Origin of the sequence: Paenibacillus sp. Soil724D2, from assembly GCF_001427935.1 — a bacterium.
Classification (GTDB): Bacteria; Bacillota; Bacilli; order Paenibacillales; family NBRC-103111; genus Paenibacillus_E.
The window spans coordinates 26,835-48,763 of record NZ_LMRY01000015.1 but is presented as its reverse complement, the minus strand read 5'-3'; the positions used below and the strand labels follow the sequence as shown (position 1 = coordinate 48,763).

At 47.4% G+C, this 21,929-nt stretch carries 26 protein-coding genes; 7 read left to right on the top strand and 19 right to left on the bottom strand.

All coding sequences use genetic code 11. The features are described 5' to 3' along the window. Nucleotides 1-43 precede the first annotated feature (43 nt). On the bottom strand, nucleotides 44-949 hold the full coding sequence (locus ASG85_RS16180; RefSeq protein WP_060646913.1) for a cation diffusion facilitator family transporter: 906 nt from the start codon (nucleotides 947-949) through the stop codon (nucleotides 44-46). A gap of 126 nt (nucleotides 950-1,075) precedes the next feature. Next, nucleotides 1,076-1,819 carry an IclR family transcriptional regulator gene (locus ASG85_RS16175; RefSeq protein WP_057303475.1) on the bottom strand — a complete coding sequence of 248 codons (744 nt, stop codon included), beginning with the start codon at nucleotides 1,817-1,819 and terminating at the stop codon, nucleotides 1,076-1,078. Between the two features lie 358 nt (nucleotides 1,820-2,177). On the opposite strand from ASG85_RS16175, the gene ASG85_RS16170 reads away from it, so the two are divergent. After that, on the top strand, nucleotides 2,178-3,197 hold the full coding sequence (locus ASG85_RS16170) for an alpha/beta hydrolase (protein WP_060646911.1): 1,020 nt from the start codon (nucleotides 2,178-2,180) through the stop codon (nucleotides 3,195-3,197). Nucleotides 3,198-3,404: 207 nt separating this feature from the next. Here ASG85_RS16170 and ASG85_RS16165 read toward each other — a convergent pair whose 3' ends face one another. The 10 genes from ASG85_RS16165 to ASG85_RS16120 all read right to left on the bottom strand — a co-directional run bounded on the left by ASG85_RS16165 (nucleotide 3,405) and on the right by ASG85_RS16120 (nucleotide 11,413). Further along, nucleotides 3,405-4,724, bottom strand: a complete 1,320-nt coding sequence (locus ASG85_RS16165) for a deoxyguanosinetriphosphate triphosphohydrolase family protein (RefSeq protein WP_060646909.1) — start codon at nucleotides 4,722-4,724, stop codon at nucleotides 3,405-3,407. Nucleotides 4,725-5,234: 510 nt separating this feature from the next. Beyond that, nucleotides 5,235-5,822: a GTP cyclohydrolase I FolE gene (folE, locus tag ASG85_RS16160; protein WP_056833970.1), complete on the bottom strand. Its 588-nt coding sequence runs from the start codon at nucleotides 5,820-5,822 to the stop codon at nucleotides 5,235-5,237. Nucleotides 5,823-5,851: 29 nt separating this feature from the next. Then, nucleotides 5,852-6,430: a TetR/AcrR family transcriptional regulator gene (locus ASG85_RS16155; protein ID WP_060646907.1), complete on the bottom strand. Its 579-nt coding sequence runs from the start codon at nucleotides 6,428-6,430 to the stop codon at nucleotides 5,852-5,854. A 123-nt stretch (nucleotides 6,431-6,553) separates the two neighbouring features. Beyond that, nucleotides 6,554-6,763, bottom strand: a complete 210-nt coding sequence (locus ASG85_RS16150; RefSeq protein WP_036632513.1) for a YneF family protein — start codon at nucleotides 6,761-6,763, stop codon at nucleotides 6,554-6,556. 90 nt (nucleotides 6,764-6,853) lie between these two features. Next, nucleotides 6,854-7,885, bottom strand: a complete 1,032-nt coding sequence (locus ASG85_RS16145; protein ID WP_057303471.1) for an HD-GYP domain-containing protein — start codon at nucleotides 7,883-7,885, stop codon at nucleotides 6,854-6,856. 17 nt (nucleotides 7,886-7,902) lie between these two features. After that, a complete protein-coding gene (locus tag ASG85_RS16140; protein ID WP_060646906.1) occupies nucleotides 7,903-8,457 on the bottom strand; it encodes a methylated-DNA--[protein]-cysteine S-methyltransferase in 555 nt (184 codons plus the stop codon). After that, complete coding sequence (queG, locus tag ASG85_RS16135) at nucleotides 8,454-9,638, bottom strand: tRNA epoxyqueuosine(34) reductase QueG (RefSeq protein ID WP_414858741.1); 1,185 nt, start codon at nucleotides 9,636-9,638, stop codon at nucleotides 8,454-8,456. The genes ASG85_RS16140 and queG overlap by 4 nt, the downstream gene beginning before the upstream one ends. Before the next feature lie 47 nt (nucleotides 9,639-9,685). Next, nucleotides 9,686-10,285, bottom strand: coding sequence for a signal peptidase I (gene lepB / locus ASG85_RS16130; protein ID WP_057303468.1), 600 nt, complete (start codon nucleotides 10,283-10,285; stop codon nucleotides 9,686-9,688). Then, complete coding sequence (locus ASG85_RS16125; RefSeq protein WP_057303467.1) at nucleotides 10,286-10,840, bottom strand: DUF402 domain-containing protein; 555 nt, start codon at nucleotides 10,838-10,840, stop codon at nucleotides 10,286-10,288. It lies immediately after the preceding gene. Nucleotides 10,841-10,981: 141 nt separating this feature from the next. Beyond that, nucleotides 10,982-11,413 (bottom strand): GNAT family N-acetyltransferase, encoded by a 432-nt coding sequence (locus ASG85_RS16120; protein ID WP_057303466.1) that lies wholly within the window; start codon nucleotides 11,411-11,413, stop codon nucleotides 10,982-10,984. A gap of 281 nt (nucleotides 11,414-11,694) precedes the next feature. On the opposite strand from ASG85_RS16120, the gene ASG85_RS16115 reads away from it, so the two are divergent. After that, nucleotides 11,695-11,901: a hypothetical protein gene (locus tag ASG85_RS16115; RefSeq protein ID WP_036632516.1), complete on the top strand. Its 207-nt coding sequence runs from the start codon at nucleotides 11,695-11,697 to the stop codon at nucleotides 11,899-11,901. Nucleotides 11,902-11,985: 84 nt separating this feature from the next. Beyond that, nucleotides 11,986-12,597, top strand: a complete 612-nt coding sequence (locus tag ASG85_RS16110) for a superoxide dismutase (protein WP_060646904.1) — start codon at nucleotides 11,986-11,988, stop codon at nucleotides 12,595-12,597. Nucleotides 12,598-13,424: 827 nt separating this feature from the next. Here the strand turns inward: ASG85_RS16110 and ASG85_RS16105 are convergent. Continuing rightward, nucleotides 13,425-14,060 carry a LysE family translocator gene (locus ASG85_RS16105; RefSeq protein WP_060646902.1) on the bottom strand — a complete coding sequence of 212 codons (636 nt, stop codon included), beginning with the start codon at nucleotides 14,058-14,060 and terminating at the stop codon, nucleotides 13,425-13,427. Between the two features lie 276 nt (nucleotides 14,061-14,336). On the opposite strand from ASG85_RS16105, the gene ASG85_RS16100 reads away from it, so the two are divergent. Next, nucleotides 14,337-15,020: a Crp/Fnr family transcriptional regulator gene (locus ASG85_RS16100; RefSeq protein ID WP_060646900.1), complete on the top strand. Its 684-nt coding sequence runs from the start codon at nucleotides 14,337-14,339 to the stop codon at nucleotides 15,018-15,020. Nucleotides 15,021-15,042: 22 nt separating this feature from the next. Here the strand turns inward: ASG85_RS16100 and mutY are convergent, their stop codons facing one another. Beyond that, nucleotides 15,043-16,167: an A/G-specific adenine glycosylase gene (gene mutY, locus ASG85_RS16095; protein ID WP_060646899.1), complete on the bottom strand. Its 1,125-nt coding sequence runs from the start codon at nucleotides 16,165-16,167 to the stop codon at nucleotides 15,043-15,045. 99 nt (nucleotides 16,168-16,266) lie between these two features. Here mutY and ASG85_RS16090 point away from each other — a divergent pair, with 99 nt between their 5' ends. Together ASG85_RS16090 and ASG85_RS16085 are read left to right on the top strand one after the other, a co-directional pair. After that, a complete protein-coding gene (locus ASG85_RS16090; RefSeq protein ID WP_060646897.1) occupies nucleotides 16,267-16,935 on the top strand; it encodes a hypothetical protein in 669 nt (222 codons plus the stop codon). A 13-nt stretch (nucleotides 16,936-16,948) separates the two neighbouring features. Next, nucleotides 16,949-17,425: a c-type cytochrome gene (locus ASG85_RS16085; protein ID WP_060646895.1), complete on the top strand. Its 477-nt coding sequence runs from the start codon at nucleotides 16,949-16,951 to the stop codon at nucleotides 17,423-17,425. A 7-nt stretch (nucleotides 17,426-17,432) separates the two neighbouring features. Here the strand turns inward: ASG85_RS16085 and acpS are convergent, their stop codons facing one another. Next, nucleotides 17,433-17,819, bottom strand: coding sequence for a holo-ACP synthase (acpS, locus tag ASG85_RS16080; protein ID WP_060646893.1), 387 nt, complete (start codon nucleotides 17,817-17,819; stop codon nucleotides 17,433-17,435). Between the two features lie 233 nt (nucleotides 17,820-18,052). Here acpS and ASG85_RS16075 point away from each other — a divergent pair, with 233 nt between their 5' ends. Then, nucleotides 18,053-19,030, top strand: coding sequence for an aldo/keto reductase (locus ASG85_RS16075; RefSeq protein ID WP_057303458.1), 978 nt, complete (start codon nucleotides 18,053-18,055; stop codon nucleotides 19,028-19,030). 57 nt (nucleotides 19,031-19,087) lie between these two features. Here ASG85_RS16075 and nadE read toward each other — a convergent pair whose 3' ends face one another. From nadE to ASG85_RS16055, 4 genes are all read right to left on the bottom strand, one after another. Continuing rightward, nucleotides 19,088-19,897, bottom strand: a complete 810-nt coding sequence (gene nadE, locus ASG85_RS16070) for an ammonia-dependent NAD(+) synthetase (RefSeq protein ID WP_060646892.1) — start codon at nucleotides 19,895-19,897, stop codon at nucleotides 19,088-19,090. 173 nt (nucleotides 19,898-20,070) lie between these two features. Further along, on the bottom strand, nucleotides 20,071-20,508 hold the full coding sequence (locus ASG85_RS16065; RefSeq protein ID WP_029194512.1) for a BrxA/BrxB family bacilliredoxin: 438 nt from the start codon (nucleotides 20,506-20,508) through the stop codon (nucleotides 20,071-20,073). A 121-nt stretch (nucleotides 20,509-20,629) separates the two neighbouring features. Then, on the bottom strand, nucleotides 20,630-21,037 hold the full coding sequence (locus ASG85_RS16060) for a DUF3905 domain-containing protein (RefSeq protein ID WP_060646890.1): 408 nt from the start codon (nucleotides 21,035-21,037) through the stop codon (nucleotides 20,630-20,632). Further along, nucleotides 21,034-21,921, bottom strand: coding sequence for a prolipoprotein diacylglyceryl transferase family protein (locus ASG85_RS16055; RefSeq protein WP_060646887.1), 888 nt, complete (start codon nucleotides 21,919-21,921; stop codon nucleotides 21,034-21,036). The genes ASG85_RS16060 and ASG85_RS16055 overlap by 4 nt, the downstream gene beginning before the upstream one ends. Between the last annotated feature and the right edge of the window lie 8 nt (nucleotides 21,922-21,929).

Below are 21,929 nucleotides of genomic sequence, written 5' to 3'. Positions count from 1 at the left end.
GGAAAGCGAATTGGCGGCAGAGGAGTTTAGTGATTAGTTAAGATCAGTCGCCGCTTGATTCAGCAGACTCATCGTACCAAGGATTCAAATGAACCAGCACCTCATCCACATCACTATGCGCTTCCTTGATCTTTTTCTTAATAAGGCGGCTAATGTCATGGCCTTCTTGGATGGTTAATTTGCCCGAAACAGCCAATCTGGCGTCAACTAATATGTAATGACCGTGCTCGCGGGCGCGCAGGCGGTCAATCCGTTTGACCTCCGGGACAGATCGGATCAATGCTGCGTATTGTTCAATGTATGTCGTACTTACACTGCGCTCCATGAGAATGTCGAAAGATTCGCTGCCCATTTCGTAAGCCAATTTCAGCACTAAAAAAGAAACGATGATACCAGCCACGGGGTCGCCAAAAGCCAATATGCTATAGCCGTAGTGATCCCCGATTAAGGCCAAACCTATGCCGACCGAAGCCGCAATCGAAGCATATACATCGGCTAAATGATCATACGCAGTAGCTATTAACCCCTTGCTGTTGACCCTATGGCCGATACGCTTCGTGTAAATATAAAGAATTTGCTTCCAAATTAGCGAGATGATCGCCGCAATAAATGCAATAATATGCGCCTCTCCCGCTGGCTCAAATAACGCATGAATAGAGTGGTAGCCCATATAAATGGCTGCTCCACCTAAGATGATAGCGACAATGAAGGCTCCGAGCACCTCAGCTTTGCCATGCCCGTAAGGATGATCTATATCCGCTGGTTTGGAGGAGACGCGCATCGAGCTATAAGCCGTTGCGGTCGCAATGACATCTCCCGCGTTATGGATGCCGTCGGCGATAAGCACTTGGCTTTTGAAATTGAGGCCTACGATGATTTTGATGGCGGTCAGCACGATATTACTGGCAAGACTGATCCAGATCGCCAGCATCGAGGCTGTCTTATTCATCACTTGCCACTCCCTTTCCCTCTTCTAGTATGACCTCCTAGAAGCAAAGCATCCGTCATCCTGACGACGGATGACGGTAGGGCCGCGGCTTCGCGCCAGCACGAAGCCGCATAACAAGACGATGCGCTAGCGCAGCATCGTTCCCATACGCCGCGCCGCCTCCACAATGAGCGGCGCCTGCTCTTGCATCAGCTCCAGCGTGAGCCGGTTCGCTGGGCCCGAGACCGCGAGGGCGGCTACAAGCCGGCCGCCGCGGTCCAGAACCGGTGCGGCCACAGCCGCCGCACCGGGCTCGCGCTCTTCGACGCTCGTGGCGAAGCCTGCGCGTCGAGTGTCGCTGAGCTGCTGCAGGAACGCAGTCTGATCTAGCCCGGTCGGCCAATCGGCCGAGGCTAGAAGCTGCTCCTGCAGCGCTGGCTCAGCGAAGGCGACGAGCACCTTGCTCGAGGCGCCGACGTATAAGGGCATTCGCGCCCCGACAGGGGCAACGCGGCGAATGGCGTGGTTGCTCTGTACAGCTTGGACGCGTACGCGCACCAGGCCGTCCTGCACGTACAGCGAGATCGTCTCGCCGAGTTGATCGCGCAGCCGTTCCATTTCCGGCAGCAGAATGATGCCGGGGTCTCCTTCTTTGGAGAGGTTAGCGGACAACTCCCACAGCCGATAACCGAGTCTGTATTTATCCGACGAGCCGTCGCGCATGATGAATCCTTTGCCTTCTAGGGATGCCAGAAGGCGGTGCACCGTGCTTTTGTGAAGCTGCGCACGGCTTGCTATTTCGGTCAGCGTCAATTCCGACGCCCCAGTGAAACAAAGCATAATATCTAAAGCGCGCTCTACAGCACGCACTGTCAGCTTGCCATCTTCCATCGCTTTACACCACTTTCATCCGTGTGAGAAAGTTTCACTATATGAAACTCAGTTATATTCAGTATACCGAAACTCGTTCAAACCGTAAAGGAGAGACTTTGTTTACAAAGCTCACTATAGAGGAGACTTTGGTATTGAGCAACGATCCCTATATATGTTCAAATATCCGCTTTCTCATTGTTACAGGACGATTACAAAGGGCTTACAATTAGCGCAATCTCATTGACTTGTAAGCGCATTCAGAATAATATTAAGTTAATAGAATACTTATCTGAATATTTAAATAATTTATTCTCCCTTTAACCTCTAACCCGCAGAAGCATAATCTCACTAATTTTAATGGAGGGAGGGTACTACGATGTCAACAACATCTCTAACCCCTGGAACTGGTTCGCTACAACCCACACTCGAGCAAGTGGTCACCCGACCGCTTTTGCGCAAAAAAAGGCTGGTTTTCACCATCCTCATTTCATTTCTAATCCTATGCACTTCTCTACTTCTTGGTTTTCACGCCTATATTGCTTGGACACTGGCTCGACCGCATATTGACCCGCTTCATTCAGATCCGATGAGGGCCGTTGGTCTTCCTTACAACGATGTAACCTTCCCAAGTCTGAATGGTTCGTCAAACCTAGACGGGTGGTTCATACCTGGTAAGTCCGACAAAACGGTAATCTTCTCCCATGGTTACGGCGGCAATCGCGAAGAACTTTGGGTTCCCATTTACAACTTGGCCCGCGAACTTCATTTGCAAAACTACAATGTTCTCATGTTCGACTATGGCTATGTGCACCCTAGCAGTAAACGAATTATGACCGGCGGCATTCAAGAATCACAAGAGCTGCTTGGCGCAATCAACTATATCAAGCAGGTATCCAGCGGTCCTATCTACATTTGGGGCTTCTCAATGGGAGCAGGAACAGCACTACAGACTGCTCTTCAAAGTGGCAACGATATTTCGGGGATGATTCTGGACAGCACTTTTTTGCTTAATCCGGATACACTCTATCATAATATGAAGCAAGTCGTTAATGTGCCTAAATTTCCATCTCTACCGCTTGTACGCTTATTCTTCCCTCTGCTCAATGGCGTAAGCTTGCAAGAGGTGCCTTACAACAAAGTAACCTCAACAGCTTATCCCATGCCAATCTTCTTCATCCATGGGACCGAAGATTACAAAGCACCCTATGGCATGGTAGAGGATATGTTCAAGCAGCAAAAGGACTCCGAATCCAAGCTATGGATTATCCCAAAAGCGCAGCATGAGCTGCTGTACCGAGCAGAGCCCAAGACGTATATGCGCCGAACGATGAATTTCCTTAACGGTATCTCTTCTACTCCCTTGCAAGCTAACCTTGGTATTCCCTCCTCCCTATAAAATCGGCCCCTCGCGGGCCGATATTTTTTTGCCTATACCCTCGCGTTCCAAGCTAATTTACCAATTTTGCAGCACCTGACTGGTCTATAACCAACATCATGCAAAAAGTGCAGCAAATCATCGTTGATTCCATATCTCTGAACACGGCGAGAATCCAATGCAAACACTTAATTTCGCGCCTACTCGGTTCTGCATCGTTTCACCCAACTAATCCATCTCATAAATCGAGCCGGATTTGCTCGCGAACAATTCGGCGTAGACCTTCTCAGCGTAGGCGTCGGTCATACCGGAAATGTAATCCGCGACGAAACGCGGCCAGCTCCAAGTGGCATTACGGCGTTCGTAGCTATCTATCCAGTCGGGAGGCATGATCCACTGCCCCTTCTCCTTGTCGATGAAGCTATCCCACAGACGCTCGACGATGATCTCGCTGCGTTTTTGCAGGCGCAGCACGCGGAAGTCTTTGATCAGCGTGACCCACGCAAGCTTCTTAAGAATTTCCATCGTGCGCAGCAGATTCATATCCTCGGCTCCGTCTTTCACGAGCGCAACCTTTTTCCAGCCTCGGTCAGGGTCATCTATAATGTCCAGACTGCTCGCGAAAGAGCTCACCCAGCGGGCTTTCATCTCTCTGCGCGTACGCGATTCTTCCCCGTTGCACTCTGAGAAAATTTGCTCCCATTGCTCCAGATAGTCCGACAGAACTTGCCTGACCATTAGCTCGATATTGACTTGCTCCCAGCCGAATTTATGCTTGTTGGGATCATTTAATATTTCCATGACCACATGACGAATCAGTCTTTGATCCTCAAAAAAGGTTGCATTCATTTGAATTTTGCCAGCACGAATACCATCTTCAATATCGTGGGTGGAGTATGCGATATCGTCGCATAAATCCATTAATTGTGCCTCTAAGGTCGAACAGCCTTCCGGCATGTTCCATTGTGAGCGCAGATCACGAATGATTTCCCACTCGGAGGCGTAGACACCCTTAAGTCGTCCTTCTTCCTCGATCAAAAATGGATACTTATTAATGCCAAGAAGCACCGCGGCTGTAAGATCAAGGCCGCTTTCGCTGCCTGCTCTTTTTTCGAGAAACATCAGGATGCGGAAATTTTGGGCGTTGCCTTCATATTTTAAACCATGATCCCTCATCAGAATATGATTCAGAACCTCTTCCCCTTTATGCCCGAACGGCGGGTGACCGAAGTCGTGAGCGATCGACGCACACTCAACGACGGTAGGATCAATGATCAAGCCTGGATGCTCTCTTTTACTCAAAAAAGGATTCGTCCGTTCTAACCGCTTCGCCACTTCTCTGGCGATTTGGGCAACTTCGAGCGAATGGGTTAGACGTGTTCGATAGTAATCACCTGATCCTGCGCCGAACACCTGCGACTTCCCCTGCAGCCGTCGAAAGGTCGGAGATTGAATTAACCTCGCATAATCCCGCTCAAATTCATCCCGTTCTTCACTCAATTTAGAGGAACCGGCCTCACCTGGCCGATATTTTCGTATGTTGTTCATAAGCTTGCCTCCTCTAGTGCTGTTGCCGGACGCCCGGTATAGTTCTTAGTCTCTTTGTTCAATTTGCCACTCCGTATACCTCTTCATGTTTCCTATCAGTTTATGCTAAAGCATGTACGATAGTCACTTGAGGATATTTTATTATGCAAAACAACCAGCTTACGCCATCCTTAGTCGAGAGTCTGAGTAAAGGTTGATGCAGCGCAAATTGCGCCTAAGACGTATATCTGTTTAAACATTCGCTTGCTAATCCGTGTAATGTTGTAAATTCGTTGTACGCTATACAACTTGCCTTCCTAATTCTACGCTTCTCTCAAAAACCTGAAACAAACACGGGAAAATAGTGTCACTTACCATTCATCAGTGGTTCCTCAACGCGGCATGGAAGTCTTATTTGGTAAAATAATACTATATCGTCTAACTCGCAACAAGTCATGCAGCGCTTCCTGAACAAAAAAAGGGATGCTGCACAAGACTATTGTCTCCATGCACATCCCTCGTACGCACTCCTTATTTCAACAAAGACAGAAATTCAGCACGAAGTGTCGAGTCCGAGCGGAAAGAACCGCGAACAGCTGAGGTAATCGTTTGACTTCCGTATTTCTTCACGCCTCTGGAGCACATACACATATGTTCTCCCTCCACGACAACCATGACGCCGTGCGGCTTCAGCACATCATCTAGAATGTCGGCGATTTCTGAAGTAATCCGCTCCTGCACCTGCAGCTTACGAGTGATCACATCAACCAGACGAGCAAATTTACTTAGTCCAGCCACTTTGCCGCTTGGTAAGTACCCTACATGCACTTTCCCGAAAAAGGGCGCCATATGATGCTCGCATTGACTGTAATAGATAATATCCTTAATAATAACTAGCTCTTCGTGCTGTTCATCAAAAGTTACACCCATCACATCGCGCGGATTCGCCTCATAGCCCGAAAATATTTCTTCATACATACGAGTTACGCGAGCAGGTGTGTCTAACAAGCCTTCCCGATCTACATCTTCGCCAATCAGCCGTAAAATTTCTCGGACATGCTGTTCAATCAGCTCCCGATTCTCAGCAACTCTTGTATTTTTGTAGTCAATGGACGCCATCTTTTTATATCACTCCTCTTTCTTATCCTCTACCCCATACATACGGTCAAAACCTTGATACTGTCGCGCAGCGCTCTGGTGTCTTTGTGCGTTTTGGTGAGCAGCATCCCACCCTGCAGAAGGGATACGATCGGGGGCGCCAGCTCCACTGGGGTTAGCCCCTGCAGCAGCAGCTCGCCTTGTCTCTTGCCTTCCTGCAAACAGGATTCTACCTCAGCCTCCAGCTCACTGAAAAAGCGGCTCAACGGCTTACGCAGCTCCTCAGAACTGTCACTCAGCTCCAAGGCCAGATTACCGAAGAAGCAGCCTCTGCGGCATTCATGCTCCTCACAAAAGGCCAGCATGCGTTCAAACAATGCTAGTACCCGCTGTTTCGGCGATAATTGCGCATTGCCCAAACTAGGCTCCATCACAGATTGCCGCATCTCCTGCACCTTGCGCTCAATAACTTTCAAACCCAGTTCTTCTTTACTTTTAAAATGGTAGTAAAAATTGCTCTTGCATACCCCGCTGCTCGTCAATATATCTTCCAGACCCGTTCCTTGAAAACCATGATCGTGAAATAAATCCATGGCAGCTTCCATGATGCGGTCTTTGTTGCTTGCCATCGCTTGAGCCACCTCTGAATAGTACTGGTATGTCCTACTCTATATTAGGAAGGGCTCGTGCTGCCCACCGTTCGTACGGTTAAACAGCAAAGCCCCTTTGAAGAGTTAATCTAACCCTAGGTCTTATTTCCACTTTTGGTTTTTCATCATTTGCTGCGCTTTGTTGAGCTGCTGCTTGTTCATGTTGTAGCCCATTTGCTTAGCCATTTTTTGCAGCATTTCTGGATTGTTCTGCATGGATTCCAGCTGTCTTTTTAAATAAAATACGCCGATGAAGAACCCACCGACCAAGCCAACAATTAACGTGAGAATGGGAATCAGATAACTCCACATATTTTATGCCCCCTGAATGTACAATTGGTATCAATTACTTGCCTTATCATATCATTTCTGTTGATCTTTTTACAAATGACTACCCCTTAATTACAGAACCTGTTCGATGAAAACGGTCGTATGCTTGGCCAGATCAATTTCTTTGATATCCAGCTCTTTATCCGTCGCATTTTGCTTCACGATTCGCACAATCGGACGGCTTGGCAGCCCTCTATGCTGTCCGACCACGACACCCGTTTCCCGATTGGACAAACGAACGGAAGCTCCCGTGGGGTAGATCGAGACGATTTTCAGAAACTGGATCAAGACATCGCGATCAAGCTGGGTCTCCGCTACCGCCATCATATGCTCGCAAGCCTCATGCGGAAGCATCCGACGCCCTAAGGAGACATCAAAGAGGAGATTATCGTACATATTCGCGACGGCCGTAATTTTTGCATAAATATGAATATCTTCACTCATAAGTCCTCTCGGAACTCCTTGGCCGTTAAGCGTTTCATGATGTTGGAAGGCTACATGGGCGATAAGTAGGCTGAATTCACGCTTATTCTTCAGAAGCTCGAAGCCGCGCCATGTATGGTGCTTCTTCATGTCGGGCGATTCATCATCGCAAACAAGCTCCACCTTACCCACATCATGCAGAAGCGCACCAATGGCAAGCTCCTTCAATTGGGTTCCATTGAACCCCATATTAATCCCAATGAGCACGGCCATCATACAGACATTCGTCGCATGAACGTACATCTCGTTATCCTGCGTACGAATATCGGTCAACTGTACGAGGACATCACGATTTTTCATGATCTCATCCAATAACGTATTAATCGAAATACTCATAGCTCGCGAGTTAAATTCCTTACCAGACTGGATAGCTGCGAACGTCTGACCCATTTGCTGCATAACGATACGCTTGGTTTCATCCGAAAGGATTTCCGGGATTTCTACATCCTCTAGGTTCGGGTCCTTGATGTAAATCATTGTGACTCCGATTCGGTTAAGCGTGTTAATCATAAACACCGTTAAATGCACATCTTCTGAAAGCAAAATTGCTCCATTGCTGGCAAATATCGTTCGGCCCAAAATTTGACCCGGCTCAACGGAATCCAAATGCACATATTTCATAGGATTCACTCCACGTTTTATTTATTAGATATTACCGTATTCGGACTTCGTTCCAAATCGAGCAAGAGCACTTTAATGGGGAGACCTCCACCGTAGCCAACAAGGTCGCCACTAGCGCCAATGATGCGATGACAGGGGATAATGACGGGAATTGGGTTTTTATTGTTAGCTCCACCAACCGCTCTAACTGCTTTCGGTGAGCCTATGGCTTCTGCAATATGTTTATAGGAAGCTGTCTCTCCATATGGAATAGAAAGCAGTGCTGTCCATACTTGTTTCTGAAATTCAGTTCCTTGTAAATCCAGTTCACCCTCAAAGCTTAAACGTTCTCTTCTAAAATACTGCTCCAACTGCTTCACAACCGGTTTGAGCTGTGCTGCATTCTCTTGCAGCTCATGCCTGCCGAACCAGCGGTTAGCCCATTGCTGCAGCTTCTCTCGGTTATGTTCGTAGGTGCCGAAATCGACCTTGCAGAGTCCCTGTAAGGTCGATACAAGAACTAGCGGACCTATTGGAGAGGTAACCTCCGTATAGGCAAGGACGGTCGCAGCTTGTGTCTGTTGCTGTGTCATATCTGCTCTTTCTCCCCCATATCAGCTGTAGAATGGCTTATACCGCCGAGCGCCTTCTCGATATCCTGCCTAACAGCGGGTTCCTGCTCGGCTGCTCGAGCTTTATCAAGAGCAACCGACGCTTCTTCTCCGCCAATCCGCCCTAGCGCCCATGCTGCCGTAGCCCTGATCTCAGGGCGCGGATCGGTCAGCAGCAGCTCTTCAAGGACGGGTACAGCTGATCTGTCCTTGAAATTCCCGAGCGCGATAATCGCATTGCGCTGGATCGGCTTCTTGCCTCTCCAGGACGCTGCGATGCGTCCGTACTGTTCTTTGAAATCCTTGTTCGACATGGTCAGCAAGGGGATTAATAACGGCTTGACCTTCTCGGGGTCAGGCTCGAGTTCTGGGTGGTGCATCCAGTTCATGCCCTTATTCTTCGGACAGACGATCTGGCAGGTATCACAGCCATAGAGGCGGTTGCCGATTTTGAGCTTAAACTCGTCATCGACATAGCCTTTGGTCTGTGTGATGAAGGAAATGCAGCGGCTTGAGTTCAGCTGTCCTGGTCCGACCAACGCACCTGTGGGACAAGCATCGATGCAAATCGTGCAGTCCCCGCACTGATCCATAATAGATGTATCGGATGTAAACGGTATATTCGTGATCATTTCGCCCAAATAAACCCACGATCCCCACTCGGGGGTGATGACAGCGCAGTTTTTGCCGGACCAGCCGATCCCAGCCCGCTCGGCTACGGCGCGGTCGACTAGTGCACCTGTGTCGACCATGCTCATTAGCCTCGCGTCAGGCACGCGCTGCGCGATGAAAGCCTCCAGCTTCGCGAGCCTATCGCGAAGCACGTCGTGGTAGTCGCTCCCCCACGAGGAGCGCGAAATAATCCCCCGATAAGCCCCAGGCTCGGATCGGGGAGGGTTCGGCAGTTTCGACGGGTACGCAACAGCGATAGAAATGATCGACTGCGGCGCGTCGAAGCTTAAGCTTGGATGTACCCGCTTCTCGATATCCGGCTCCTCGAAGCCGGATTCAAACCCCTTCTCCCTGTGGCGGAGAAGGATCTCTTTCAGTTCTGTGAACGGCTCCGCTGACGTGAAGCCGATTTTATCAATACCGAGGGACGGCGCGGCTTCCACGATCTCTTGTTGTAGCTTGCGCCAGTCCGCATCTGTTCCTGCTGCTATGGAAACCGCCAACCCTCTCACCTCTCTCTTCTTTCGCGTCCGTTATCTTAAAGCTTCGCGGCCATCGCGAATGGCCACAGCACATATTCGGCCCTGCCTTGGATCAGTCCGATCGGGACAGCCCCGAACCTGCGGCTGTCGCCACTTGCCGCCGCATGACGGTTATCGCCCATCACGAAGACGTGGCCTTGCCCGACGCGTGTCGGTCCAAAGTCTCCGTCCTCAATGAGCGTATCCGTATACGGCTCCTCCATCTTGTCGCCGTTGATATATAAATATCCGGCTCGGCCCTGCACCTCGTCGCCGGCAATCGCGACAATCCTTTTAACCAAGAAAGGATGTGTCACTGTAACAAACTCCTCTGACTCTTTGAGAATGACAATCTCTCCGCGTTTGGGTGCCTTCAGGTACGTAATGGCCTTATTCACGAACAACCACTCCCCCTCCTGCAAGGTGGGCTGCATCGAGTGACCTCGAACTGTGGAGAGATTGAATCCGAATTGATGTACGAGAATAACGACAAGAAGAGCTACAAGAATGGATTTCGTCCAATCCCATAGCTCATGGGTTAGGCTTCGAGCCTCATGATAGTTCTTAGGCTGAGAAGCTGCCTTATTCGATTCACTTCGTCCTACAAAGAAGCTCATTTATGCTCCTCCGTTCTTATACTTTTCCCACTGCTCGTAATAATACATAACCATATCATCTTGAAACGGCGGCTTGTCCCCGTTCACCAGCGCGAGTAAAGCTGCAAGACCTTCCTTCACCTTCGTTTCCACAAGAGAAGAATAGTGATAATTCAGTTTATGGCGTTCATATTCATCTTGATCTACGATATGCACGGAACGATCCGGCATCCGGATAACATCAAGATCGTAGTCAATATACGTCAGTACTTGCTGGGTCACATATAGTGGAGATGCGACATTGCAGTAGTATCTAACACCTGTTTCTTCTATAAGCGCAACAATATTAAACCACATTTTAGGAATAAAAAAAGATACCCCTGGAATGCGGCTAACCCACTCCTTGCCGTCAGCTTCCTGAATCTTGGTCTGGCTGTTAATAAACACCATCATTTCTTGCTGCTGATGATCGGCATGAAGAATGTGCTGCGGTACCCGCCAATTCGTCAGCCACATCCGGTGAAGATGTCCATCATGTTTGAAGCTTTTTATCACATACGGCGCGAAGTTATCCATGTCCAAAGCTCCTCTATTCATTGCTGCCGAAAAGTTCCCATATTATATAGAAAAGCATATCTGACCCCCAATTGCAATGGCGGCACAGATATGCTTCCCTCGTTCCAAATCTATTCATTTCATGGACATCCGAATGATCAGTTAAACACTGACTTTCTTCACAATGCTGAGACGATGTGCAGTACGGGAAAAGTCCGATGTGCTGTAACCAGCAGACTCGTACACAGGCAGCACCATTTCATTATGGACATCCACCGTTACCATAATTTTCTTCACGTTCCGATGAAGGAACCTTTGCTTCATTGCTTCGATCAAAGCTTTACCGATACCTTTGCGTTGATACTCTGTTGCAACTGCGATCCGATAGTAGTAGCCATTGTTGTTATCGATCGTACCGATAATCATGCCTACAACTTGCTCTTCTTCTTGAGCGATTAAAACAAGCTCTGTATCCCATGATAGCTGACGTGCAAAAGCTTCAATCGTTTCCTCATAGCAGGTTTCCGATAAAACATCCTGCAGAAGCGTCTTCACCGAAGAGGTATCACCAAGCTGAAATGAACGAACATGCATACGGTTCTCTCCCAATTCCACTTTTATTTGTTAGGAATAATTTTTTGGTAAAGTAGTAAATACGACAAAAAAGTGCGGAATCCTGCTAAAAATGTGTCAAAATTCACAAAAAACTTAGTTTTTTTCGATTTTCCTCTTGAAAGCGCTTAAATGCAAGCGTTTTCAACAAATTGTTTCAAATATTTAGTATATATATTGTCTAAAGATATGGACCTCATGTATAAAATTCGTACTAACGTCGGATTTTATAGAAGGATGAGCAAAGAATGGGAGGTGAATTCATGTCAAACAATGAAGAGATCGGTGACTCATACCCACGAAAGATACGTGATTTTCAGGTACTGAGCTCCATAAAACCTAGCGAATGGACGGAGATCGAACTTCGATACAATCACAGTGCCATGAGCGATTTATCTCCTTGGCTTAATGAACAAGGAACCCATATTCACAGTCAAATCATCCAGGAAATTGAGCGCCGCGGCGTCTGACTTAGTAAACATACATGTTGCTTTATTATCGAAATTCCTTCATAATGAAGTTGAAACTACATAATTTTAGGAGGTATTTATACAATGGCACATCAATTACCAGCTCTTCCGTACGCGAACAACGCACTTGAGCCACACATCGATGCAAAAACAATGGAAATTCACCACGATCGTCACCATAACGCCTATGTAACTAACCTGAATGCAGCTCTGGACAAACACCCTGCTCTGCATGACAAATCCTTAAACGACCTGATCGCTGACTTGAACAGCCTTCCTGAAGATATCCGTACAGCTGTACGCAACAATGGTGGCGGACACGCGAACCATTCCCTTTTCTGGGAAACTATCGGACCAGAAGCTGGCGGAGCACCTACTGGCGCTTTAGCAGCAGCTATTGAAAGCGAGCTTGGCGGCTTTGATAAATTCAAAGCAGACTTCGCTGCAGCAGCTACAACACGTTTTGGCTCTGGCTGGGCTTTCCTAGCTGTTGACAAAKCTGGCAAATTGAAAGTATACAGCTTGCCTAACCAAGACAGCCCGATCATGGAAGGCGAAACGCCGGTCCTTGGTCTTGACGTATGGGAGCATGCTTACTACCTGAACTACCAAAACAAACGCCCTGACTACATCGCGGCTTTCTGGAACGTTGTGAACTGGAACGAAGTTGGCAAACGTTACGACGCTGCGAAGTAATATCTGTGCATAGAGAAAGCGACCCCTCGGGGTCGCTTTTTTTTGTTTGCATGGTACGGAACACTATGAGCATAAGTTTGGCTATACAGAGTATGAAGTTCATAGAACAAACTGGATCTGATACGCGGTGGCATCTGAATTTCATTGGAGAAAATCCCATGAAACCCCTATTCAGACTTTGGATATCCTACTTTCATTGGAGAAAATCCAATGGAATCTAACATTTTCCATGAATATTAGCATTTGGAGGCAGTTCGATTGGAAATAGTCCAATGAAAGACGTCATTATTAGGCCTAAATGGTAAAATCATTGGATAAAATCCAATGGTGCAACAAAGGTGAGGCCGCCAAGCAGTTTCTGCCAAGCAAGAAACAAGCGCGAAAACCGCGCTTTCAGCGAGAGCTCGGTGAGCTGATGCTCGTCGACAGTGTCTGAGAGGTCGGAAGTCGACTTCTCAGATGACCGTCACGCGCGTCCGTACTGTGAAAGGGCAGAAAACGCGCTTAATCGTACATGCCCGAAGAAATAAGCGCGAAAACCGCGCTTTCACGAGAGCTCGGTGAGCTGATGCTCGTCGACAGTATCTGAGAGGTCGGAAATCGACTTCTCACCTGACCGTTACGCGCGTCCGTACTGTGAAAGAGCAAAAAACGCGCTTAATCGTTCATGCCCGAACAAAATCACCCTGCGGTTGAAGAATACACTTATCCACAACTTTATCAACATTTTATCCACAGAAGCAGAAAATCATAATTTCCTATACAACAAAAAAGCGACCCCAGAGGGATCGTTTTTGGATTGGCTTTATTTTATTAACATATAAGATTTACTGAGGAGCCTTGGTTTGAAGCAGCTTTAATCCCATTCCAATAAAAATAATACCCGTTATTTTGTTTAAAACCGTGCCAATCTTTGCGCTTCCTCTTACTTTTTTTGTAAGGTGTGAAGAAAAATAGGCAATAAAGAGACACCACAGCAATCCAGTGAACGTAAATGTAAGCCCTAGAATAATAAATGGGATAGGCCCAGAAGCCTTTTTGTCAATAAATTGCGGGAGAAAGGCAATGAAAAATAAAGAAACTTTCGGGTTCGTAAGACTGGTCACAAGCCCTTGCATATATATTTTACTTATTTTTTGTTTGTTGGACTCAGAAGCAGCACTAAAGTTTACATTTGATTTATCAAGTAACATTCGAATGCCAAGATAAACTAAATAGATAACTCCAACTATTTTAATGATATTGAATAGGAGAAGCGACTTTGTAAGTATGATGGATAAACCAAAAGCAACTAGTAATGTATGGATTAAAGAGCCGCTAATAATTCCATAAACCGAATAAATACCCGCATTTCTCCCCTGCGAAATACTTCTTCCCACAATATACATGGTGTCTGCACCAGGAATAAGATTCAGAAGAATTCCAGTTAGCAAAAATACTTCATAATTAATTATTCCATACATATTCGCACCCCCATCTTTTTTAAGATCTTATCATATTGAGGCAAGTTGTAAATAGAAAGATTTTTAATTTTCAAACACAAAGCCCTCCCCGCACATCACGCGCTGGAAGTTCTTTACGCAAACACTAGAAAGCTGTACGATATAGACATGGTCAAGCTGATCCGAGGGCAACATCGCGATCTACCCTTATGCCTTGGCGATTCCCTAATTACAGGTGAATCCGGCATCTGGCGAACAGCTGGTCGTTTAATATGGCCGAAATGAGATGAATACCTGGTGAAAACAATCGTTTCTTTACTCCAAAATGTCCCCTTATTTCAAGAGCTTTCGGAAGAAGATCTACAGGCAATCGCCCCTTTATTCATAGAAAAAAAAGCAAAAAAGAGCGGAATTCTTTTTCTCGAGGGTGATGAAGGTGAAGAATTATTTCTTATTAAATCAGGTGTCGTGAAAATATATCGCTTGGATGAAGCCAAGGAAATTATTCTAGCTTTGTTTCGTGATGGGGATTTTTTCGGTGAAATGTCCTTGATAGGAAGCGGTCATACTCGGTCAGCAACTGCCGAAACGATGGAGTCTTGCACACTTTATGTCCTTAAACGTACGGTATTCACTCAGTTCATGGAAAAGAGCCCTAAGCTATGCTTAAAGCTCCTAGAAACCACGATGGGACGACTGCGTCTAGCCAATGATCAAATCTACGACCTTACGTTCTTAGGGGTTCGCTCTCGTATCATGAAGACTATTATCCGCCTATCCGAGCAGCATGGTGTCCCTACACCGGAAGGTCTTTTGATTAATGTAAAACTTACACATCAGCAGCTAGCTAATATGGTTGGCACTGTGCGAGAGTCTGTAACCAAGGTGCTGCAGGAGCTCCTCGATGACGAACTTATACAAATTGATAAAAAGTTAATCACATTAAGAAATGTGGATGCCATTAAGAGTGAGATTCGATAAAAAAAAGAGAAAGCGGAGGAAGTTACTCCTCGTTTCTCTCCTGCCACTCTTTCATAATCCGTATAAAAACGTTCGGAAAAGCGTATTGATCGAGCTCGTCCGGGCCTACCCAACGATAATGAAAAGGGATCCATTCTCCTCCAGTACTTGGGCGGTTAGAGTTGCTTAGCTTAGCGCGGTATACTTTCATTTTCCAAACAATATGACTGAAAATATGTTCGGTATCCATGAACCACTCGTTAGGCTCAATACCGATTTGTTCCTGATCCACAAGGGCTTGACGGAGCTCACTCCTATTATCCTCATCCGTATTCCATCCTTCAGACTTCCACGCCACATGCGGCAGCTCCCACATACGAGCGAGCAACCCCTCTTGCGGACGCTGCCTGATCAACCATTTCCCTTCGTTCTCACCTGTACCTTCTATTAAAGCCACTGCATGCAGTTCAGGACGCGGAGGTTTGGCTTTCTTTTTGATGGGCAGGGCTTCTTCCATACCAGCTTCACGCGCGGAGCAATGCGCCATTACAGGGCAAGTCAGACAGTGCGGTGAACGAGGCGTACATACCATAGCTCCTAGCTCCATCAAAGCTTGATTGAAATCACTTGCCGTACCTTCTAGAATGAGTTCGCGTGCCAACTTCTCCATTTTGGTCCGGGTTGCAGGCTTCATAATATCTTCTTCAATTAGAAAATAGCGTGACAGGACTCGCATAACATTGCCGTCCACAGCAGGTTCAGGTTTATTATAGGCGATGCTGAGGATCGCTCCTGATGTGTAGGGGCCGACGCCTTTGAGCGAGGATATCTCCTCTTTATTTTGGGGGACGATACCTTCATAGCGCTCGTGAACTTCTCTGACTGCCGTTTGAAGATTTCTTGCACGCGAGTAATAGCCGAGCCCTTCCCAAGCTTTGAGTACGTTCTCCTCTGGCGCTTTAGCCAATGCCTCAACCGTTGGAAATTGCTCGACGAAGCGATGGAAATACGGAATCACTGTATCCACCCGGGTTTGCTGCAGCATGACTTCGGAAATCCATATATAATAAGGGTTTTTACTTCTTCGCCATGGTAAATCCCGTTTATGCGTTTGGTACCAATCCAATAGATTTTTGGAAAAATAAACTTTCTGTTCTTCGCTGTACATGAGCTCTCCTTCTCTATGGGACACGTTCCAGTTATAATGAATGAATGGACATGTTTTCATTATACGAGAAGTGTGGAACATAAAACTAGAGGTGAATGTATGCAAAACTCAAAACAAACAGATTTGGCAAATACGAATCAGAAGGACTTGGAGAATAAAAAGCAGCAGGACTTGGAGAATAAAAGAAAAGCCTGGATCGGTCAAGCTAACGCACTAATCCCGCTTCTGTTCATTTGGGGTGCGGAATGGATGTTCAGCGCGCTTGTCGATTTTGCGATTTATTGGCGTGACTTGGATTGGTTGAAGCAAGCGGCTTTTATCACAGCGGTTGTGGCCAGCTTGATTCAGATATGGAGCCTGCGCAAGGAATTTAGGGCTGACTCTGCTGAAGGCGCGCGTGAAAGATCAACTGGCTCGGATGGACATGCAGGCGCGAGGTCAAGTGCTGGTGAGCGCAGCGGCTGGGGACATCCAGCGCTTCTAGTTCTGCCTGGAGCGATGCTCATTGCAGCCGTTGCCCTGCTCGAGGCCATTGGCGCTGTTAGCCCGCTCTTCGCGCCAGTGCTGCGAGCGTTCATTCTCGCCATCGGGTTCGTGCAGGTTGGGCTCCTGCTAGGTAAACCGCTTGTTTACCTTGGTTTATGGCTGTTCGCCTTGTCTGCCCTGATGGGCGTGTGGTATTTAGGTTACTCCGGTGTTGTATTGGAAGGAATGGGCGGCATTAGCCTTATTCTAAGCGGCTATATGCTGCGAGTTTGGGGACGGTAGGAGGAAGCTCACTATGGAACAAAGCAAAAAGGCTTGCACTCGCGCAAGCCTGAACGAATATCGGATGCCGGAGGATAAGCAATCCGGCATAACATCTAGACCGCCGCTGCAAGCAGTACGGCGGTTTAGAACCATCGGCGCGCTCGTCATTGCGCCGATGGTTCTAGCGCTGGCCGCGTGCGGCGGCGGTACTTCGGGTGGCAGCGCCGCCACGAAAACACCGGCAGCAACTGCGGCCGCCGAGAGCAACCCTGCGTTCGTGAAGGCGCAGGAGCTCTTCACAACGAACAAGTGCATCAGCTGCCACGGCGTTGATCTTGCTGGCAAAGTCGGCCCTAAGACGAATTTGCAAAAGGTCGGCAGCAGACTGAGCAGCGAGCAAATCGCGAACAAGATCAAGAATGGCGGAGGCGGCATGCCCGTCTATAATACCAAGATTTCCGAAGAAGATATCGGACTTCTATCCGAGTGGCTCAATTCGAAGAAGTAGTCGCCGATTAGACTTTCTCCACAATTGCATAGGCGGCAGCCATCGATTCCGTATGGGTTATGCTAATATGGATGCGGTGGCTGCCTATTAAGCCTGCCCGCAGCAGCGCTGCCTCGTTCACACGGCATATCGGTTTGCCAAGTTCATCCGGCAGCACCTCGACGTCTTGAAAGCCAATTTGCTTGCCGATGCCGCAGCCAATCGCTTTGACAATGGCCTCCTTAGCAGCAAAGCGGCCTGAAGCAAACTCAGCAAGCCGGCCACGCCGTCTCTGCGCCAACTCTCTCTCCTGAGGCGTCAGAATCCGCTCAAGAAACCTTTCACCTGTCGAACCCTCTAACATTTTGCGAAGCCGTGCAATTTCAACTAAATCCGTTCCGACTCCAATAATCATAGACACCTAAGCCCCACTTTTCTTGCAACGTTGTGCGTACAATTTACATGATTCCTTGCTTGCGGTCAAGGGGGAGTAAGAGCTTGTCTGTACTTGCCCCTAGTCTATCCTTGTTCATTGTTCTCCCCCAACGCTTACTTCGAGGTAAGTAAGTTACACTATTTTCAGCTCTTATGCCGAGCCTCGACTAGGGGTATACTGGGTATAGATTTAAATGCTGGGAGGCCGACATAATGAGAATCATGCCACTTGAGAAACGTGGAATATCGAATAGCCGAGTTGTCTATGGATGTATGGGAATTGGCGGGGAATGGAATTCGACTCCTTATACAAAGGAAGATTATATCATCGCTGAAAAAGCTGTAGAAGCTGCATTGTCGATTGGTATTACGATGTTCGATCATGCTGATATTTATAAAAAAGGCAAATCCGAATCTATTTTCGGAGAAATCCTCAAAAAAAGACCTGATCTGCGCGACCAAATCATTCTGCAATCCAAATGTGGAATTCGTCCTAGTGACGGCGTGCTTCCAACTCGCTTTGACTTCTCCAAAAGCCATATCATAAGCTCGGTTGATGGGATTCTGCAGCGTCTTGGCGTGGAACATCTGGATATTCTTTTGCTGCATCGTCCAGACCCGCTTATGGAACCGGAAGAGATTTCTGAAGCTTTTAATCAGTTAAGATCAGCTGGAAAAGTGCGTCATTTCGGTGTATCCAACATGTCATCCGCACAAATTCGTTTCATTCAAAATTCATTGCCAGAACCGCTCGTTGTGAATCAATTGGAAATGAGCCTAGCCCGTCTAGACTGGCTGGATCAAGGCATTTCAGTCAACCAAAAGGCTGGCTTGGACACCAACTTCGCAGACGGCATCATGGAGCATTGCCAAATGCAAGACATTCAAATCCAGGCTTGGGGACCTCTTGCCAATGGAAAGTTCTCTGGCGGCAGTCTCGATGACGCGCCTGAAACTGTGAGACAAACAACGGCTCTCGTGCAAACATTAGCTGACAAATATGAAACTAAACCGGAATCCATCGTGCTCGGATGGCTCATGAAGCACCCTGCTCGCATTCAACCGGTTATCGGTACGTCTTCCGCCGACCGCATTGTCGCTTGCAAAGACGCCGTGAGAATAGCCGAATCCCTCACTCGCGAAGAGTGGTATACCCTCTATACGAGCTCCCGCGGCCAACAGATGCCATAGAATCGTTCACGATAACAACCCCCGACCTCTTGGCCGGGGGTTGTTTTATATGAAGCCCTACACACCCGGGATCGGGATTCGTTTATGCTCCGTTTTCAAATATTGCTTCTCCAGCTTCTCCTGCACAGCCGGATCAATTTGCTTGCCCTCGAGATAGTCACTGTTATCTCCATATGTAATACCCAGTTCGTTCTCGTCCGTCTGGCCGTCCCAAAGTCCGGCTGTCGGAGCTTTATCCAACACGCTTTGCGGTACGCCAAGCTTCGAGGCCAATGAACGCACTTGACGCTTGTTCAGCGTGCTCAGCGGCGTAATGTCGACCGCACCGTCGCCATATTTGGTAAAGAAGCCAGTGATCGCTTCAGATGCATGGTCTGTCCCTACAACGATCAGGCCAAGTTCAAAAGCAAGTGCATACTGCATAACCATGCGTGTCCGCGCTTTGATGTTGCCTTTGCCGCCGCGGCTTACATGCTGATGAACACCGATATGCTTAAGACCATACTCGACTTCAATGGCGATTTCGTCGACGGCTTCTTCAATATTATTCTCGATTTGATATTTCAAATCGAAGGCTTTGGCCACCGCGTAACTATCCTCGATATCCACTTGCTGACCGTATGGCTGAAACACACCGACGGTTTTGTACTCTTTGCCCTTCTCGGCCGTCAGCTCGTCCGTCGCTTGCTTGCATAAACCCGTAGCTACAGCACTGTCGATGCCGCCGCTGATGGCAATCAGCAGACCGTTTGCGTTCGCACCCAATACATAGTTTTTCAGAAAGTCCACACGTTTGCGGATTTCTTCATCCACATCAATCTCCGGCTTAACGCCGAGCTTCGCGATAATTTCGGTTTGCAAACTCATGCATCTCTCCACCTTTTCTATAGTTTGAAACCATTCATTCTTTAAGATTTAGTATAGACTTTCATTCCTGAAATTTCAAAGGCAAATCCATCGGACATGGCTTCAAAAAGCAAAAAGACCCCCTTGCAAATACTGCAAGGCGGGCCTTTCCGAATTATACTTAATGCTATTTATTATTTACAGAATTCATTGAAGGCACTAATTAAGTCGCCAGCAATCATATCCGCGGAGCGGTCTTCGATTTGGTGACGTTGAATGAAGTGAGCGAGTTCACCATTTTTGAATAATGCGATGGAAGGGGATGATGGCGGGTATGGCGCTAAGAATTCACGCGCTTTCGCTGTTGCATCCTTCTCTTGTCCAGCGAACACGGTATATGTGTATGTTGGCAGTGTATCGTTTTGAAGTGCTTTAGCTACACCTGGACGACATTGGCCGGCTGCGCAACCACAAACGGAATTGACGACTAACAGCATCGTGCCATCCTTCGATTTTTCAATCGCTTCTTCTACTTGCTCTGGTGTAAGAAGCTCTGTAATACCCAGACGAGTCAAATCTTCTCTCATCGGTTTAACCATATCTTTCATGTAAGAATCAAAAGACATTGCCATATGTGCCACCCCTTAGGATTTATTAGTTACTCTCAAAACGTAATCGTTACAACTTATATTATACATCCGATAGCCGTGAAAGCAAAGTCCAATGTCCCAAATAGAAATAAAGCGAAAGCTTTTACGCTTCCGCTTCATCTTCCTTCTTCGTTGTCGATTCCTTGTACGGATCATAGGAAACATCTTTATCCGGATGCATGAAGATACCGCTTTGCGGTACGATGCCTTTTTCAAAGTATTCTCGGTTCTCGGCACTTTGGAACCCAATATCCTTAAAAGGATGAACCCATTCATCTCCGGCCATGACCGCAGGGTCGGTCTCAGCCGTCCACTGCTCTAGCGGTGAATTGTCCGATTCATACTCATGGTCGCCGATGACGACGCCATGCTCATTCACAAAAGCTTCTCGCGGACCGCGCCCTTGTTCAAACTGAGGGAGAAATTCAATCTCGAACGGATCGAGATCGCTTTGGTTCTGATTGCTTTGTACTTGAGCTGATTTGGCCATCTTATTCTTGTCTTGACTCATGTCGAAGGTCGGTTGGGACCGTCCAATTTCTTATCAACAAAGCCCTCTTTCCCTGCAGGTGTTGCGGACTTCTCGCGCTCTTGGTTTTGCTGTTCTTGCTGGATTTGCGTCTTGGAATCGTTTTGACTCATTGCACTCAGCTCCCTTCTGCTAGTATTATGTGTCAAAACGGGGAGAAGCATTCCAAGGATAAGCATGAATAGAAACAATAGCTGCGCTAAGCTAAGATACAGTAATGTCGGTTTAGCTGCAGCAAAAAAGCTGGTCAGCATCCCTGCCGTGCCCCCGTACAAAAGCGAATATTTGAACAGTACGCCTTGTCCAAGCGTCTTCTTCCGCAGCTCTATAACATGCTGCCAAATAAGGAGCGGCATAAGAAGCAGCGAAATATAAGCGTGATAAGGATGAAAACGAGATACCGTACCACCGACTCCTATACCCCAAGGTACCTCTGTAGCCAGCCCATATGCTGGAATCAGTGCGCAGAATAGGAAAACAGCAGCCGTTATTCCAATTGTTATAACATCCAGAACAAGGAAGAGTGGTATTCGATTTTTTCGGATTTGGTAGTACATGTAGATACAAGCAATCAGCACACCTAAAGCAATCTCCGTGCCCGAGCCAGACACCATGAGCAGCTTTAATGGATTATTCCACAATAGGGATGGCTGCGTGACAATGACCCCTAGCTTCCAAGTCAGTAAAACGATAATAGCACCGTTAAAAACAAGATCCTCAATAGGCTTGGCAATCACGATTTCGGTGTCTTTCAACAAACGTTGGGTTACTCTCCGGATTAGCCATAATCCCAAAGCACAAGCTAGCAGCAGCGCCAGTAATCTTCCTTGCAGTTGAAACGGTCCAATCTGTAACACATCAGGCATAGATAACG